This window comes from Microbacterium sp. LWH7-1.2, assembly GCF_038397755.1.
GTDB lineage: Bacteria > Actinomycetota > Actinomycetes > Actinomycetales > Microbacteriaceae > Microbacterium.
The window spans coordinates 1,136,075-1,152,533 of sequence record NZ_CP151637.1 but is presented as its reverse complement, the minus strand read 5'-3'; the positions used below and the strand labels follow the sequence as shown (position 1 = coordinate 1,152,533).

Here is a 16,459-nt window from a genome sequence, read left to right as displayed (position 1 = left end):
AGGTCCAGGGCTACGGAGGCCGGCATGAGCCAGAACCAGAACTACCTCGCCGTCATCAAGGTGGTCGGCGTCGGCGGCGGCGGAGTGAACGCGGTCAACCGCATGATCGAGCTCGGCCTGCGAGGCGTCGAGTTCATCGCCATCAACACCGATGCCCAGGCGCTGCTCATGAGCGACGCCGACGTCAAGCTCGACGTGGGACGCGAGCTGACACGCGGGCTCGGCGCGGGCGCCGACCCCGAAGTGGGTCGCCGCGCCGCCGAGGACCACGCGGAGGAGATCGAGGAGGCGCTGCGCGGCGCCGACATGGTCTTCGTGACCGCGGGCGAAGGCGGCGGCACCGGCACCGGCGGTGCCCCGGTGGTCGCGAAGATCGCGAAGTCGATAGGAGCACTCACGATCGGTGTCGTGACGAAGCCCTTCTCCTTCGAGGGTCGTCGCCGCCAGCAGCAGGCCGAGTCGGGCGTCGCGCGCCTGAAGGAAGAGGTCGACACCCTCATCGTGGTGCCGAACGACCGCCTGCTCGAGATCAGCGACCGCGGCATCTCGATGATCGAGGCGTTCGCCACGGCCGACCAGGTGCTCCTCGCCGGTGTGCAGGGCATCACGGACCTCATCACGACGCCCGGTCTCATCAACCTCGACTTCGCCGACGTCAAGTCGGTCATGCAGGGAGCGGGGTCGGCCCTCATGGGCATCGGCTCGGCGCGGGGAGCGGATCGCGCCATCAAGGCCGCGGAGCTCGCCGTCGAATCGCCTCTGCTCGAAGCCTCCATCGAGGGCGCACACGGCGTGCTGCTGTCGATCCAGGGCGGCTCGAACCTCGGCATCTTCGAGATCAACGACGCGGCGCAGCTCGTCAAGGAGGCCGCGCACCCCGAGGCGAACATCATCTTCGGTACCGTCATCGACGACACGCTCGGCGACGAGGTGCGCGTCACCGTCATCGCCGCCGGCTTCGACGGCGGCGAGCCGCAAGCGCGGATCGAGCCGATCACGGCCGCCCGCGTCGTCTCGACCCCCGCGCTGCCGGTGACGCCCGCCGACGAGGCTGCGAAGGACCGCGATGTCGTCGAGACGCCTGCCGCCGTTCCGGTGCCCGTCGGCGCGGTGACCGAGTCGTCGTACGACACCGCCTTCGGCGACGACGACCTCGACATCCCCGACTTCCTCAAGTAAGTGGGCGGTCTCGCCGAGCGTCTCGCGGCGATCGATGAACGGATAGCGGATGCTGCGCGGGCAGCGCATCGCGATCCGTCCGAGCTGACCCGCATCGTCGTGACGAAGTTCCACCCTGCGTCGCTCGTAAAGGAGCTGTACGGGCTCGGTGTGCGCGACGTGGGGGAGAACCGGCAGCAGGAGTTCAGTCGCAAGGCCGTCGAGGTCGGAGACCTCGACGGCCTGCACTGGCACTTCATCGGGCAGGCGCAGACCAACAAGGCGCGTGCGATCCGGGCCGCGGCATCCGTCGTCCATTCGCTCGACCGCGCCCGCCTCGCCGACGCGCTCGACGCCGCCGCCGAGCCGGGCGACCTCGTCCTGGACGTGCTGCTGCAGGTGAATCTCACGGACGACCCGGGTCGTGGGGGAGTCGCACCGGGCGACCTCGAGGCACTCGCCTCGCATGCCGCGGCGCTGCCCTCGCTGCGCGTGCGAGGGGTGATGGCGGTCGCACCGCTGGACGAGCCGCCCGCACCCGCCTTCGAGCGCCTGAACGGTCTCTCGGGCGTCGTGCGCTCGGTCGTCGCCGACGCCGACTGGATCTCCGCGGGCATGACGGCCGACTTCGCCGAGGCCATCGCGGCCGGCGCGACACACCTACGCATCGGTTCGGCAATCACCGGACCCAGGCCAGAACGCGATTAGCCTCGGAACAGATGAGCACTACGGAGGATCAGATGTCGAACCCGCTCAAGAAGACCATGGTGTACCTCGGACTCGCCGACGAGGAAGAGGTCTACGAAGAGCCGGCCCCTCAGCCGCGTGCTCGCACCTCCGAGAAGGTGGTCGACAAGCCGGCGGCGCCGGTGACCCCGATCCACCGCCCGGCGGTCGTGCGTCAGCCGGCGCCCGCGGCGATCAACGAGATCCTCACGGTGCACCCCAAGCAGTACCGCGATGCCCAGATCATCGCGGAGAACTTCCGTGACGGCATCCCCGTCATCATCAACCTCTCGCAGATGAGCGACGCCGATGCGCGGCGCCTCATCGACTTCGCGAGCGGCTTGTCGCTCGGCCTCTACGGACGCATCGAGCGGGTCACCAGCAAGGTGTTCCTGCTGTCGCCCGAGAACGTCGCCGTGTCAGGCGACGGAGCGGTCGCGCAGGCGGATCCGGAGTCGGTTCCGTTCGCACAGCCGTAATCTGGCTACGTGGCAGTCGTCCAACTCATCGCAGCGATCCTCAACCTCGCGCTGCTCATCTATGTCTTCGTGTTGCTCTCGCGCCTGGTCCTCGACTGGATCCCGTTCTTCAACCGCGAGTGGCGCCCCCGGGGCGCGGGCCTGGTCGCCGCGGAGATCATCTACACCGTCACCGACCCGCCGATCCGGCTGTTCCGTCGCTTCATCCCGCCGCTGCGCGTGGGTGCCATCGCGATCGACTTCGGGTTCGCGCTGACGATGCTGCTGTGCTTCATCCTGCTCAGCATCACCCGCACTATCGCGGGCTGAACCGACTCATCTCCGACCCGGTCGCCGGCTTCGACACTCTCAGAACCGATGACTATGCTTTGCTGATACGAACGGCCGCCAGCCGGCGGCCGCCCCGACATCGGCCAGCGACCAGACGCTCGAAAGAGGAATCACCATGGCATTGTCCCCCGATGACGTCGTCACCAAGCAGTTCCAGCACGTCCGCTTCAAGGAGGGTTTCGACCCGGATGAGGTCGACGACTTCCTCGACGAGATCGTCGTGGAGTGGCGCAAGGCTCTCACCGAGAACGAGGAGCTGAAGGCCAAGCTGGCGGCGTACGAGTCGGGTGCTGCCGCACCTGCCGCTGCGCCCACCCCGGCGCCTGTCGTCGAGGCCGCCCCCGTCGGCGGAGCCGGCCCCGCCGCGAGCGCCGGCATCATCGAGCTTGCCCAGCGCCTGCACGACGAGCACGTCGCCGAGGGCATCGCGCAGCGCGACCAGCTCATCTCCGACGCCAAGTCGCAGGCGGCGTCGATCGTGTCCGAGGCCGAGACCCGCGGTCGCGAGGAGCTCTCCAAGCTCGAGCGCGAGCGCACGACGCTCGAGGGCCGCATCTCCGAGCTCCGCAACTTCGAGCGCGACTACCGCGCGCAGCTGCGCAGCTACATCGAGGGCAAGCTGCGCGACCTCGAGACCACGGCGACGGCGTCCGGCGCACAGCCGGTCTCCGCGCTGGGCCTCTAGGCCTTGTCGCGCCGACCTCCCCTTCGTCAGGCGGCGGCCGGCACCATCATCGCGGTTCTCGCGGTGGCGGTGCTGGCCGCCGACCAGTTGGCGAAGTATCTCGCACTCGAGAATCTGCCGTACCAGGAGCCGGTCGAGGTCCTCGGCCACTTCCTGAGCTTCTATCTGACCCGCAATCCCGGCGCCGCCTTCTCGCTCGGCGAGGAGGTCACATGGATCTTCACGATCGCGCTGGCCGCCGTCGCCGTCGTCATCGCGTGGCTCGCGGCGACGCGCGTGCGCTCGCGCCTCTGGGCGGTCGCCCTCGGACTCCTCCTCGGCGGCGTCCTGGGCAACCTCACCGACCGGCTGTTCCGCGACCCCGGCTTCGGCGTCGGGCACGTCGTCGACTTCATCAACACGCCGTGGATGTGGTTCTTCCCCGGCATGTCCCCGGCGATCTACAACGTCGCCGACATCTTCATCGTGTGCGACATGATCGCGATCGCACTCCTGGTACTCGTGGGGGTTCACATGGACGGTACGCGCGACCACGGCCGCAAGGACAAGAACGAGAGCGAGAGCGAGAGCGACGAGACGCTGCTCGGCGCCGAAGGCGACCAGTTCGCCTCGGGCGGCACCGTGGAGGGCTTCGGTGACGAGTTCCCCGTGGCCGACCCGGATGCCGGCATCCCCGCCGCCGAGCGCGGCCTGCCGCCGCTCAGCGAGGCGGAGCAGCGCAAGGTCGAGGAAGAGGCCGAGCGCGAGGCCGAGGAGTTCGAGGCCGACCATGAGACGGGCAACGATCCGAAGCGGCCCGGGTCGGGCGCCCAGCTCTGACGTGGATTCGCGCAGCCTACCCGTCCCCGACGGCCTCGACGGCGTCCGCGTAGACGCGGCACTCGCCAAGATGCTCGGCTTCTCCCGCACGTTCGCGGCCGAGGTCGCTGAGGCCGGTGGCGTCACGATGGACGGGCGCACGCTCGCCAAGTCCGACAAGCTGCGGGGCGGCGCGTGGCTGGATGTGTCGTGGGCGCCCAAGGAGGAGCCCCGCGTCGTGCCTGTGGAGGTGCCCGACCTCGGCATCGTCTACGACGACGACGACATCGTGGTGGTCGACAAGCCCTCCGGTGTCGCGGCGCACCCGTCCCTCGGATGGGAGGGGCCGACCGTCCTCGGCGCCCTCGCGGCCGGCGGCTACCGCATAGCGACGACCGGCGCCGCCGAGCGCCAGGGCGTCGTGCACCGACTGGATGTCGGCACGAGCGGGCTCATGGTCGTCGCCAAGACCGAGAGCGCGTACGTCGCGCTCAAGCGCGCATTCAAGGAGCGCGAGGTCGAGAAGATCTACCATGCCGTCGTGCAGGGTCACCCCGACCCGCTCGCGGGCACGATCGACGCGCCGATCGGGCGGCATCCGTCCCATTCGTGGAAGTTCGCGGTGACCCCGGAAGGCAAGGACTCGGTCACCCACTACGAGACGCTCGAGGCGTTCCCTGGCGCGTCGCTGCTCGAGATCCACCTCGAGACCGGCCGCACCCACCAGATCCGCGTGCACATGGCCGCGCACCGGCACCCGTGCGTCGGCGATCCGCTCTACGGCGCGGATCCGACGATGTCGGCGCGGCTGGGCCTGACCCGTCAGTGGCTGCACGCGCGCGAGCTCTCGTTCGCGCACCCCACGACGGGGGACTGGGTCACGTTCACGTCGGACTATCCGGCCGACCTCGCCCACGCTCTCAGCCTGCTGCGGGGCGACTGAACCGGCGGGAGCAGGCTCGAGGCGAGCTCAGCGCCCGCCCTCGAAGCGTGCGGGGACCTCGTCCTGCACCGCCACCTCGATCCGGCGACGCATCTCCGCGCTGACCTCGGCGGGCAGGGCCGCGAGCTCGTACCAGCCGACCTCCGTCATCTCGCCGTCGGCGGGGTAGGGCTCGCCCGACACCCACGGGCAGCGGAACGCGAGGTCGAGATAGTCGCTCTGGTCGCCGTTGTCGTACGTGACCCGTGGAATCTGATGCACCCACGCGAGCCGCTCGACCCGGCAGACCACGCCGGCCTCTTCGAGGGTCTCCCGAACGGCGGCATCGGCGGGCTCCTCGCCGGGGTCCACGATGCCGGTGACCGGCGTGAGGTGGCCGTTGTCACTGCGCCGGCCGAGCAGCACACGGGCATCGCGGACGACCACCGCGGTCACGCCGACCAGCGGCAGAGGGTGGGTGCCGATCTTCTCGCGCAGCTCGAGGACGAAATCCGGGGTGGGCATGCTCACACCCTATGCGGCGTGGTGGGCGCGATCGCCACCGCCTGGACGATGTCGGATGCTGCGGGCAGAGTGTTCGCATGTCGATCGAGGTGAGACCTGCGACGGTCTATGAAGACGTCGCCACGATGGTCGGTCCGAAGAATCCGGATTCCAATGTGTGCTTCTGCCTCAGCTACCGCATCCCGTCGAAGGAGAACCTCGCGCTCAAGGGGCCGGAGCGCGGCGAGCGGGTGCGGCGACTCATCGACGAGGAGGGACCGATCGGCGTGCTCGCGTACGACGGTGAGGAGGTCGTCGGGTGGGCGGCTGTCGCGCCGCGCGCGCAGACACACTTCGCCACCTTCCGCAAGATCCCGCACGTCGACGAACAGGACGCATGGTCGGTGTGGTGCTTCCGCGTCCGGCCCGGTCATCGCAAGAAGGGGGTCATGCACGCACTCATCGACGGCGCCATCGACTTCGCGCGTGATCGCGGCGCCCCGGTGCTCGAGGGCTACCCCGTCGACAACCGCGGCGAGAAGGTCGACCTGACGATGGCCTACGTCGGCACGCGCCGCCTCTTCGAGCAGGCGGGATTCGTGAAGGCGGCCGACACCGAGTCGGTGCTGTCGGGGTTTCCCCGCGTGCTCATGCGGCTCGACCTCTAGCGTGGACGCGTGAACGAACTCCTGCGCCGCCGGCTCGAGCGCGCCAACACCCTCTACCTCGACTTCATCGACACGATTCCCGCCGAGCACCTCGGCTCGCATCTGGCAGATCTGCCCTCCGACACGATCGGACACCAGCTGTGGTGCGTGCTCGGCGCGCGCGAGAGCTTCCCGAAGGCCGCACGGGCGGGGGAGTGGCAGGGATTCTCCAGCCCCGTCGCGCGCGACGGCTCGTCGGACGCCGCCGCGGTCCGTACCGCGCTCGGCCAGACCGCCGCCGCCGTCGACGAATGGGTCGGCGGCATCGATCCCGCCGACGACGACTCGCTCCGCTACGTGCTTGCGCTGCTCGAGCACGAGACCCAGCACCAGGGGCAGCTGATCCGCTACCTGTACGGCCTCAGGATCGACCGCCCCGAGTCGTGGCAGCGCCAGTACGCCCTCGACGAAGACTTCTGAGATCCGGCCTTCATCCTCGAGTCGAGGGTGAGGGGACCTCGCGGCGGGAGTGCGCGACTCACGACGGATGCCGCGGCAGGTGTCGGCGGCCGAACCTAGACTCGATGCGTGGCATCCGATTCCTTCGTTCATCTGCACGTGCACAGCGAGTACTCGATGCTCGACGGAGCGGCCAAGATCGGGGCGATGACGCAGGCTGCGGCCGAGTACGGCATGCCGGCCATCGCCGTCACCGACCACGGCAACACGTTCGCGGCGTTCGAGTTCTATCGTGCGGCGCAGGCCGCAGGCATCAACCCGATCATCGGACTCGAGGCGTACGTCACGCCCGGCACCCACCGCAGCGACAAGTCTCGTGTGGCGTGGGGCACGCCCGAGCAGAAGAGCGACGACGTCTCCGGCTCCGGTGCGTATACGCACACCACGCTGTGGAGCGAGACCACCGAGGGCATGCACAACCTGTTCCGGTTGAGCTCGCTGTCGAGCATGGAGGGCTACTACTTCAAGCCGCGCATGGACCGCGAACTCCTGCAGACGTATGGCAAGGGACTCATCGCGACGACCGGCTGCCCGTCCGGCGAAGTGCAGACGCGCCTCCGCCTGGGTCAGTACGACGCGGCCCGGGCGGCGGCCGCGGAATTCCAGGACATCTACGGCAAGGAGAACTACTTCGCCGAGATCATGGATCACGGCCTCTCGATCGAGCGGCGGGTCATGTCCGACCTGCTGCGACTCGCCAAGGATCTCAGCATCCCTCTGGTGGCCACCAACGACTCCCACTACACGCACCAGCACGAGGCCGACGCGCACGCGGCGCTGCTGTGCGTGCAGTCCGGGTCCACCCTCGACGACCCGAATCGGTTCAAGTTCGACGGCGACGGCTACTACATCAAGACCGCGCAGGAGATGCGCCAGCTCTTCCGCGACCATCCCGAGGCGTGCGACAACACGCTGCTGATCGCGGAGCGCTGCAAGGTCGAGTTCAACACTGCCGCGAACTACATGCCGCGCTTCCCGGTCCCCGACGGCGAGACCGAAGACAGCTGGCTCATCAAGGAGGTCGAGCGCGGGCTCCACTACCGGTACCCGGGCGGCATCCCCGACAAGGTGCGCAAGCAGGCGGAGTACGAGACCGGCATCATCCTGCAGATGGGCTTCCCGGGGTACTTCCTCGTCGTCGCCGACTTCATCAACTGGGCGAAGGACCACGGCATCCGCGTCGGCCCCGGCCGAGGCTCGGGTGCGGGCTCGATGGTCGCCTACGCGATGAAGATCACCGACCTCGACCCGCTCGAGCACGGCCTCATCTTCGAGCGCTTCCTCAACCCGGACCGCGTCTCGATGCCTGACTTCGATGTCGACTTCGACGACCGCCGCCGCGGTGAGGTGATCGACTACGTCACTGAGAAGTACGGCTCCGAGCGGGTCGCGCAGATCGTCACGTACGGCACCATCAAGTCGAAGCAGGCCCTGAAGGATGCGGGACGCGTCCTCGGGTTCCCGTTCAGCATGGGGGAGCGCCTGACGAAGGCCATGCCGCCGCCTGTCATGGGCAAGGACATGCCGCTCGACGGAATGTTCGACCCGCAGCATCCGCGTTACAAGGAGGCTGTCGAGTTCCGCACGCTGATCGAGACCGATCCCGAGGCGAAGACGGTGTTCGACCGTGCACTCGGGCTGGAGGGACTGAAGCGGCAGTGGGGCGTGCATGCGGCCGGCGTGATCATGTCGTCGGAGCCGCTGCTCGACATCATCCCGATCATGCGGCGCGAGCAGGACGGCCAGATCGTCACGCAGTTCGACTACCCGTCGTGCGAGACCCTCGGCCTCATCAAGATGGACTTCCTGGGGCTGCGCAACCTCACGATCATCTCGGACGCGCTCGACAACATCCGCCTCAACCGCGGGGAGGAGCTCGACCTCGAGCACCTGACGCTCGACGACCGCCCCGCCTACGACCTGCTCACCCGCGGCGACACGCTGGGGGTCTTCCAGCTCGACGGCGGGCCGATGCGATCCCTGCTGCGGCTGATGAAGCCCGACAACTTCGAAGACATCTCGGCCGTGATCGCCCTGTACCGCCCGGGCCCGATGGGTGCGAACTCGCACACCAATTACGCGCTGCGCAAGAACGGGCTGCAGGACATCACGCCGATCCACCCCGAGCTCGAAGAGCCCCTCAAGGACATCCTCGACACGACCTACGGCCTGATCATCTATCAGGAGCAGGTCATGGCCATCGCCCAGAAGGTCGCCGGCTTCTCGCTCGGCCAGGCAGACATCCTGCGCCGCGCCATGGGCAAGAAGAAGAAGTCCGAACTCGACAAGCAGTACGAGGGCTTCTCCGGCGGCATGAAGGAGCGCGGGTTCGGCGAGGCCGCCATCCAGGCGCTGTGGGACATCCTGCTTCCCTTCTCGGACTACGCCTTCAACAAGGCGCACTCCGCCGCCTACGGGCTCGTGTCCTACTGGACGGCTTACCTCAAGGCCCACTATCCGGCCGAGTACATGGCCGCGCTCCTCACCAGCGTCGGCGACTCGAAAGACAAGATGGCGGTGTACCTCAACGAGTGCCGCCGCATGGGCATCAAAGTGCTCCCGCCGGACGTGGGGCAGTCGATCCGCTACTTCGCGGCCGTCGGCGAAGACATCCGCTTCGGCCTCGGGGCGGTGCGCAACGTCGGCGGCAACGTCGTCGACGGCATCGTCGCCGCGCGGGCCGATGCACCCTACACGAGCTTCCACGACTTCCTGTCGAAGGTGCCGGTACACGTCGCGAACAAGCGGACGGTCGAGTCGCTCATCAAGGCCGGCGCGTTCGACACGATGGGATCGACGCGCCGCGCACTCATGGAGATCCATGAGGACGCGACCGAGGCCGCCGTGCTCGACAAGCGCCGCGAGGCCAACGGCGAGGTCGGCTTCGACTTCGACTCGCTCTGGGCAGACGACGAGCCGCACCAGGCGGCCAAGGTGCCCGACCGGCCCGAGTGGACCAAGAAGGACAAGCTCGCGTTCGAGCGGGAGATGCTCGGCCTCTACGTGTCCGACCACCCACTGGCGGGGCTCGAGATCCCGCTCGCGAAGCACGCGTCGACCAGCATCCACGATCTGCTCGCCTCGGAGGACGTCGGTGACGGCGACCAGGTGACGATCGCCGGCCTGGTCACGAGCGTGCAGCACCGCGTGGCCAAGCAGAGCGGCAATCCCTACGGCATGATCACCGTCGAGGACTTCGACGGCGAGATCACGGTCATGTTCATGGGCAAGACCTACACCGAGTTCCAGCACATGCTGCAGGCGGACTCCATCCTCGTGGTGCGCGGCCGCGTCTCGCGTCGCGACGACGGTATGAACCTCCACGCGCAGTCGGCGTTCGCCCCGGATCTCGGAAGCATGGACGAGTCCAGCGCACTGGTGCTGATCATTCCGGAGCGCCGCGCGAGCGAGGCGCTCGTCGGCGAGCTCCTGCAGACCCTGAACCGTCACGCCGGCGACACCGAGGTGTCGCTCAAGCTCCACAGCGGCACGGTGGCCAAGGTCTTCGAGGTCCCGCACACCGTGCGGATCACCCCGGATCTGTACGGCGAGCTCAAGGGACTTCTCGGGCCGCAATGCCTGGGGTGAAGCAATCGTGCGCGGGCGCCGGCGCGTGTCGCCGCGCGTCGCGTCGTCTCATCGGCGTCTCATACGCCGTGGGTAATATCGGGTCGACGCGAGCCTCGGGAGCTCGCCGGAAGGAAACATCGTGACGGACGAGAAGCAGGGCGAGAACATCGACGAGGCGGTTGCGACCGAAGAGCCGCCGCAGTACGGCGTCGGACCGTTCTCCATCCGCGAGGTCGCCCTCGTCGGCACGTGGATCGTCGCGTTCGTGGTGTCGTTCTTCCCGATCTACGGCCCGTTCGAGTCGGCGCCGTCGGTCTGGACCAGCGGCATCGACTGGGTGCTGACGATCGGCGTCCCCACCATCGCGGTGTTCCTGATCGTGCTGCGCCGCCTGTCGCCGCAGGGCATCCGGCGTGTGGGTTCGCTCGGCATCGATCAGTTCGCCTCGGTCGCCTTCTCCGTCGCCACCGTGCTGTGGTTGTCCATCCTGTGGAACTCGTTCGTGCGGCTCTCCGTCGGCCAGGGCTTCCTCGCCTCGTGGGTCGTGTGGGTGGAGTTCTTCCTCATGCTCGCCGGCGTCGTGCTCACGGTCGCCGCGCCGTTCATCGCGCCATTCGCGCAGGACTTCCGTGGTCGCCCCGAGGTTCCTGCCCACCGCAGCGCCCGCCCGGTCCGGCGCGTGTCGCCTCGCCCTGCGCACGTTCGACCCGAGCCGGAGCCCGAGGTCGAGCCCGAGTACACGCCTTACGCCCCGGCAGGTGCCGCGACGGAAGGCGCTGAAGCCGCAGCGACGCCGGACGCGTCCGCGAACGAGGACTTCGCCACCACCGTCATCCCGCTCGACGAGCAGGTCGTGCCGGCGGAGGAGCCGGCCACGCCGGCGCCGAACGAGCCGACGCAGGCCCGTGAGTCCTTCGAGCACGTCGAGAATCCGACGTCGACCGTCGAGCCGGCGGCCGCCACCGCGGCGCAGCACCAGGCCTTCTGGGCGCTCGTGCCCGAGGAGCGCGACATCGTCGACGAGATCGGCATCCCGGTCTTCCGCATCGGCCCGAGCGCGTGGGCCCTCGTGATCGAGGACCGCGGCGACGTGTTCGTGGTGCGCCACGAGGACGGCCGCATCGGCTACCTGCACGACGTCTCGGGCGTCACGCGCGGCTGACACCGGCACCGCGCGCGGTACCGTAGACGGATGCTCCGGACGATCGACCTGCGCGGGCGCACGCTCTCGCCCGCGGAACTCCTCGCGACCGTTCCCCGTGCCGAGGCGGCGCGCGAAGAGGCCTTCGCCACCGCCGCGCACATCGTGGAAGACGTCGCCGCGCGCGGCGAGGTCGCTCTCCGCGAGCAGGCCGACAGGTTCGACGGCGTGGCGGGACACGACATCCGCGTCCCCGCCGCGCACCTCGACGAGGCGCTCGAGGCGCTCGACCCCGCCGTGCGCGCCGCACTCGAGCAGGCGATCGAGCGCGTGCGCGAGGCATCCGCCGCGCAAGTGCCCGCGCCGACGGTGACCGAGCTCGGACCCGGCGCCAGGGTGACGCAGCGGTGGCAGCCGGTGCGCAGGGTCGGTCTCTACGTCCCCGGCGGCAAGGCCGTGTACCCGTCGAGCGTCGTCATGAACGTCGTGCCGGCGCAGGTCGCGGGAGTGTCCGAGATCGCGCTGGCCTCTCCACCGCAGCGCGAGTTCGCGGGCCGCGTGCACCCGGTGATCCTCGGCGCCGCGAAGCTTCTCGGGGTCACCGAGGTGTACGCGATGGGCGGGGCGGGCGCCATCGGCGCCCTCGCCCACGGCGTCGCGTCGCTCGGCCTCGAGCCGGTCGACGTGGTCACCGGCCCCGGCAACAACTTCGTGGCCGCCGCCAAGCGCGCCGTGGCGGGTCTCGTCGGGACGGATGCCGAAGCCGGCGCTACCGAGATCCTCGTGGTGGCCGACGACAGCGCCGACGCGCGCCTGGTCGCCGTCGACCTCATCAGCCAGGCCGAGCACGACGAGCAGGCCTCCGCAGTCCTCGTGACGACGTCGGAGCGCCTCGCCGCCGGAGTGCTCGAGGCCGTCGCGCCCCGCGCGGCCGCGACCCGGCACGCCGAGCGCGTCGCCGCCGCCCTCGCGGGACCGCAGTCCGCGATCGTGCTCGTCGACGACATCTCCGTGGCGACCGCGTTCAGCAACGCCTACGCGCCCGAGCACCTCGAGCTGCACCTCGCCGACCCGCGCCCCGAGGACTTCGTGCACGCGGGCGCCGTGTTCGTCGGCGCCGACTCCCCGGTGAGCCTCGGCGACTACCTCGCCGGCAGCAATCACGTCCTGCCGACCGGGGGACAGGCGCGCTATTCGTCCGGCCTCTCGGCTGCGACGTTCCTGCGTCCTCAGCAGGTCATCGAGTACGACCGCGACGCCCTCGCCGCTGTCCACGACGCCATCGTGACGCTGGCCGAGGCCGAAGCGCTCCCCGCCCACGGCGAGGCCATCACGGCTCGCTTCCAGGACTGAGCCGGGATTCCCGGCGTAGGCTGTCTCTGCCATGCACTGCCCGTTCTGCCGTCACGCCGATTCACGCGTCATCGACTCGCGCACCAGCGACGACGGTCTCAGCATCCGTCGCCGTCGTCAGTGTCCCCAGTGCGGCGGCCGCTTCACGACGATCGAGACGGCGAGCCTCAACGTCGTCAAGCGCTCCGGCGTGATCGAGCCGTTCAGCCGTGAGAAGGTCATGTCGGGCGTGCGCAAGGCGTGCCAGGGCCGGCCCGTGACCGACGCCGACCTCGCGGTCCTGGCGCAGACCGTGGAGGAGAGCATCCGGCAGACCGGCGCCTCGCAGCTCGACGCCAACGAGATCGGCCTCGCGATCCTCGGCCCGCTGCGCGACCTCGACGAGGTCGCCTACCTGCGCTTCGCGAGCGTCTACCAGGCGTTCGACTCCCTCGAGGACTTCGAGGCCGCGATCGACCAGCTGCGAGCCGACCACGGTCGCGCGCCGGCTCGCGATGAGAGCGCGGCGGCCGCCTCGGAGTGACCGGATAGCCTAGGAGGGATGTATCCCCTCCTCTTCCGCACTGTCCTGTCGCGCATGGACCCCGAGTCCGCCCACCATTCGGCGATGGTCGTGATACGGATGCTGGGGGTCCCGCCGTTCTCGTGGGCCACGCGTGCGATCACCCGGCCCGCATCGGCGTTGGCGACCACCGCACTGGGGCTGTCCTTCGACTCGCCGTTCGGCGTCGCCGCCGGGTTCGACAAGGACGTGAAGGGGGCATCGGGGCTGCACGCCCTCGGCTTCGGTCACGTCGAGGTCGGCACCGTCACGGCGATCCCGCAGGACGGCAACCCGAGGCCGCGGCTGTTCCGGCTGATCCCGGATCGCGCGGTCGTGAACCGCATGGGCTTCAACAACCACGGCGCCGAGGCGGCGGCCACACGTCTGCGCACGCTGCGCAAGCGCTCGCGTCGCACGGTGCTGGGCGTCAACATCGGCAAGAGTCGCGTCGTCGACGTCGCCGATGCGACCGCCGACTATGTCCGCAGCGCGACCCTGCTGGCGCCGCTTGCCGACTACCTCGTGGTGAACGTGTCATCGCCGAACACCCCGGGACTGCGCGGCCTGCAGGCGGTCGAGACCCTCCGGCCGCTGCTCGACGCCGTGCGCGACGCCGCGGGCGCCACGCCGCTGCTGGTGAAGATCGCGCCGGACCTCCCCGACGACGAGATCGTGGCGATCGCGCAGCTCGCGGTCGATGCCGGACTGTCCGGGATCATCGCGACGAACACCACGATCTCACGCGAGGGCCTCGTCACCGACCCGGCGACGGTGGCGGCCGCCGGCGACGGCGGGCTGTCGGGAGCGCCGCTGAAGGCGCGGGCGCTCGACGTGCTGCGGCTGCTGCGCCAGGCGGTGCCCGCCGGGTTCGCGGTGATCTCGGTCGGCGGCGTCGAGACCGCCGCCGACGTGCAGGAGCGATTGGATGCCGGCGCCACCCTCGTGCAGGGCTACACGGCCTTCCTCTACCGCGGCCCGCTGTGGGCGCGGCAGATCAACCGGGGTCTGGTGAAGCTCAGGCCGGCTTCCGGCCGCGCTTGACCTGCGGCTTCGGAAGACGGAGGAAGCGCATCTGCACGGTGCGCATGGCGGCGTACCAGCCCAGGCCCTTCTCGACCTTGCCCTCGCCGAACTTCTTCTTGACGGCGCGCTTGACGGTGATGGACGTGATGACCATGTCGCCGATGACGAAGAAGATGAAGATCCAGAGGCCCACGAAGGCGTAGTACTGGAGCGCGGGGATCGGCAGGAACGTCGCGAGGATGACGAGCACCATGGCGGGCATGACCGCCTCGCCGAGGTGCCAGCCGGCGTCGACCCAGTCGCGCACGAACTTGCGTTGCGGACCCTGGTCGCGGGCAGGGAGATACCGCTGATCGCCGTTGGCCATGCCGATGCGGGCCTTCTCGCGCTGCGCGGCGAGATCCGCCTTGGCCCGCGCCTTCGCCTCCTTGCTATCGGGCACCAGGGGGCGCTTGCGGGCGGCCTCCTGCTCGGCCCGAGAGGGGGTCGCGCGGCCCTTGCCGGCGGGCATGCCGTTCAGGACGGCGCCCTCGGAAGGGGCGTCGTTCGGCACGGGGTCGGTGTTCTTGGCCACGGATGATCCTCGGAGTGCGGGAAGAAGGGGTGCACTTAAGATTACCCGCATGACCTCTGAGCTCTCCCGACAGGATGCTGTGCGCGAAGCCGCGGCTTCCGGCATCCCCGCCGCCCTCGCCGATCTCGGCAATCTCGTGCGCATCCCGTCCGTCGCGTTCCCCGGGTTCGACCCCGCCGAGGTGCAGCGCAGCGCCGATGCCGTCGCCGAACTCGTGCGCGGGACCGGTGTGTTCGAGACGGTGGAGATCCGGACGGCGGTGATCCCGGAGACGGGGGAGCCGGGCAACCCTGCGGTGCTCGCGACCCGCGCCGCGCGCAACGGTCGCCCGACGATCCTGCTCTACGCACACCACGACGTGCAGCCGGTCGGCGACGAGTCGCTCTGGGAGTCGTCGCCGTTCGAGCCCACCGTGCGCGGCGGCCGGCTGTACGGCCGCGGCGCGGCCGACGACAAGGCCGGCATCATGGCCCACCTGGCAGCGCTGCGCGCGCTCACGGAGGGCGTCGGCGACGACTTCCATCTCGGTGTCGCGCTGTTCTTCGAGGGGGAGGAGGAAGCGGGCTCGCGGTCGTTCGCGCAGTTCCTCTCCGACAACGCCGACGCGCTCCGCGCCGACGTGATCGTCGTCGCCGACTCGGGCAACTGGGACGCCAGGACCCCCGCGCTCACAGTGTCGCTGCGCGGCAACACACGCTTCACCCTCCGGGTGCGCACGCTCGCGCACGCCTCGCACTCCGGCATGTTCGGGGGAGCCGTCCCCGACGCCATGATGGCGACCGTCAAGCTGCTCGCGACGCTGTGGGACGAGGACGGCGCCGTCGCGGTTGCGGGACTGACGGAACGGGATGCGGCGACCCCCGAGTACAGCGAGGAGACCCTGCGCGACGAGGCCGGGCTGCCCGCCGGCGTCTCGCCCATCGGCCGCGGCACGGTCCTGAGCCGCATCTGGAACAAGCCGTCGATCACTGTGACGGGCATCGACGCCCCGAGCGTCGTGAACGCCTCCAACACGCTGAGCCCCGAGATCTCGGTCGTGATCAGCGCCCGGATCGCGCCCGGCCAGCCGGCGCGCGAGGCATACGCCGCCATCGAGTCGCACCTGCGCGAGCATGCGCCGTTCGGGGCGCAGCTGACCTTCACCGACCAGGACTACGGCGACGCCTTCCTCGTCGACACGTCGGGCTGGGCGGTCGAGGCCGCCCGCGAGGCGCTGCACGAGGGCTACGGCGTCGAGTCCGTCGACATCGGCGTCGGCGGCTCGATCCCGTTCATCGCCGACCTCGTGCGCGAGTTCCCGGGTGCGCAGATCCTGGTGACCGGCGTCGAGGACCCGCACGCGAAGGCCCACAGCCCGAACGAGTCGCTGCACCTCGAGACGTTCCGCAACGCGGTGCTCTCTGAGGCGCTCCTCCTCGAGAAGCTCGACGGGCGCACATCCCAGCCGTGACGCCGGGGCGCCGGGATCGCCGCGAATGCGTCGGTC

General features: G+C 69.6%; 16 protein-coding genes and 1 pseudogene. 15 read left to right on the top strand and 2 right to left on the bottom strand.

Going from position 1 to position 16,459, the window contains the following annotated elements:
• Positions 1 to 24 precede the first annotated feature (24 nt).
• The 7 genes and pseudogenes from ftsZ to MRBLWH7_RS05520 all read left to right on the top strand — a co-directional run bounded on the left by ftsZ (position 25) and on the right by MRBLWH7_RS05520 (position 5,119).
• The gene (gene ftsZ / locus MRBLWH7_RS05550) at positions 25 to 1,179 is read left to right on the top strand and encodes a cell division protein FtsZ (RefSeq protein WP_341999937.1); all 1,155 of its coding nucleotides are present in this window, start codon (positions 25 to 27) and stop codon (positions 1,177 to 1,179) included.
• Entirely contained in the window at positions 1,180 to 1,866 is a 687-nt protein-coding gene (locus tag MRBLWH7_RS05545; RefSeq protein ID WP_341999935.1) for a YggS family pyridoxal phosphate-dependent enzyme, read from the top strand.
• Positions 1,867 to 1,898: 32 nt separating this feature from the next.
• On the top strand, positions 1,899 to 2,363 hold the full coding sequence (gene sepF, locus MRBLWH7_RS05540) for a cell division protein SepF (protein ID WP_220289416.1): 465 nt from the start codon (positions 1,899 to 1,901) through the stop codon (positions 2,361 to 2,363).
• A 9-nt stretch (positions 2,364 to 2,372) separates the two neighbouring features.
• Positions 2,373 to 2,672, top strand: coding sequence for a YggT family protein (locus tag MRBLWH7_RS05535; protein WP_341999933.1), 300 nt, complete (start codon positions 2,373 to 2,375; stop codon positions 2,670 to 2,672).
• A 136-nt stretch (positions 2,673 to 2,808) separates the two neighbouring features.
• Positions 2,809 to 3,378 carry a DivIVA domain-containing protein gene (locus MRBLWH7_RS05530; RefSeq protein WP_341999931.1) on the top strand — a complete coding sequence of 190 codons (570 nt, stop codon included), beginning with the start codon at positions 2,809 to 2,811 and terminating at the stop codon, positions 3,376 to 3,378.
• A gap of 3 nt (positions 3,379 to 3,381) precedes the next feature.
• A pseudogene (lspA, locus tag MRBLWH7_RS05525) lies at positions 3,382 to 3,909 on the top strand (signal peptidase II); the annotation flags it as partial.
• Positions 3,910 to 4,198: 289 nt separating this feature from the next.
• Positions 4,199 to 5,119 (top strand): RluA family pseudouridine synthase, encoded by a 921-nt coding sequence (locus MRBLWH7_RS05520; protein WP_341999929.1) that lies wholly within the window; start codon positions 4,199 to 4,201, stop codon positions 5,117 to 5,119.
• Positions 5,120 to 5,146: 27 nt separating this feature from the next.
• On the opposite strand, the gene MRBLWH7_RS05515 is transcribed toward MRBLWH7_RS05520, so the two are convergent.
• The gene (locus MRBLWH7_RS05515; protein ID WP_341999927.1) at positions 5,147 to 5,623 is read right to left on the bottom strand and encodes an NUDIX domain-containing protein; all 477 of its coding nucleotides are present in this window, start codon (positions 5,621 to 5,623) and stop codon (positions 5,147 to 5,149) included.
• Positions 5,624 to 5,700: 77 nt separating this feature from the next.
• On the opposite strand from MRBLWH7_RS05515, the gene MRBLWH7_RS05510 reads away from it, so the two are divergent.
• From MRBLWH7_RS05510 to MRBLWH7_RS05480, 7 genes are all read left to right on the top strand, one after another.
• Complete coding sequence (locus MRBLWH7_RS05510) at positions 5,701 to 6,270, top strand: GNAT family N-acetyltransferase (protein WP_341999925.1); 570 nt, start codon at positions 5,701 to 5,703, stop codon at positions 6,268 to 6,270.
• Between the two features lie 9 nt (positions 6,271 to 6,279).
• Entirely contained in the window at positions 6,280 to 6,729 is a 450-nt protein-coding gene (locus MRBLWH7_RS05505) for a hypothetical protein (RefSeq protein ID WP_341999924.1), read from the top strand.
• A gap of 108 nt (positions 6,730 to 6,837) precedes the next feature.
• Positions 6,838 to 10,356 carry a DNA polymerase III subunit alpha gene (gene dnaE / locus MRBLWH7_RS05500; RefSeq protein ID WP_341999922.1) on the top strand — a complete coding sequence of 1,173 codons (3,519 nt, stop codon included), beginning with the start codon at positions 6,838 to 6,840 and terminating at the stop codon, positions 10,354 to 10,356.
• 121 nt (positions 10,357 to 10,477) lie between these two features.
• Positions 10,478 to 11,500 carry a hypothetical protein gene (locus tag MRBLWH7_RS05495; RefSeq protein WP_341999921.1) on the top strand — a complete coding sequence of 341 codons (1,023 nt, stop codon included), beginning with the start codon at positions 10,478 to 10,480 and terminating at the stop codon, positions 11,498 to 11,500.
• Between the two features lie 30 nt (positions 11,501 to 11,530).
• Entirely contained in the window at positions 11,531 to 12,832 is a 1,302-nt protein-coding gene (hisD, locus tag MRBLWH7_RS05490) for a histidinol dehydrogenase (RefSeq protein WP_341999920.1), read from the top strand.
• Positions 12,833 to 12,863: 31 nt separating this feature from the next.
• Positions 12,864 to 13,355, top strand: coding sequence for a transcriptional regulator NrdR (gene nrdR / locus MRBLWH7_RS05485; RefSeq protein WP_341999919.1), 492 nt, complete (start codon positions 12,864 to 12,866; stop codon positions 13,353 to 13,355).
• A gap of 18 nt (positions 13,356 to 13,373) precedes the next feature.
• A complete protein-coding gene (locus MRBLWH7_RS05480) occupies positions 13,374 to 14,417 on the top strand; it encodes a quinone-dependent dihydroorotate dehydrogenase (RefSeq protein ID WP_341999918.1) in 1,044 nt (347 codons plus the stop codon).
• Here MRBLWH7_RS05480 and MRBLWH7_RS05475 read toward each other — a convergent pair.
• Positions 14,392 to 14,973, bottom strand: a complete 582-nt coding sequence (locus tag MRBLWH7_RS05475; RefSeq protein ID WP_341999916.1) for a DUF3043 domain-containing protein — start codon at positions 14,971 to 14,973, stop codon at positions 14,392 to 14,394. The two genes, MRBLWH7_RS05480 and MRBLWH7_RS05475, sit on opposite strands and share 26 nt — an antisense overlap.
• Before the next feature lie 49 nt (positions 14,974 to 15,022).
• Between MRBLWH7_RS05475 and MRBLWH7_RS05470 the strand changes: the two genes are divergently transcribed.
• Positions 15,023 to 16,423 carry a dipeptidase gene (locus MRBLWH7_RS05470; RefSeq protein ID WP_341999914.1) on the top strand — a complete coding sequence of 467 codons (1,401 nt, stop codon included), beginning with the start codon at positions 15,023 to 15,025 and terminating at the stop codon, positions 16,421 to 16,423.
• The last annotated feature ends 36 nt before the right edge of the window (positions 16,424 to 16,459 follow it).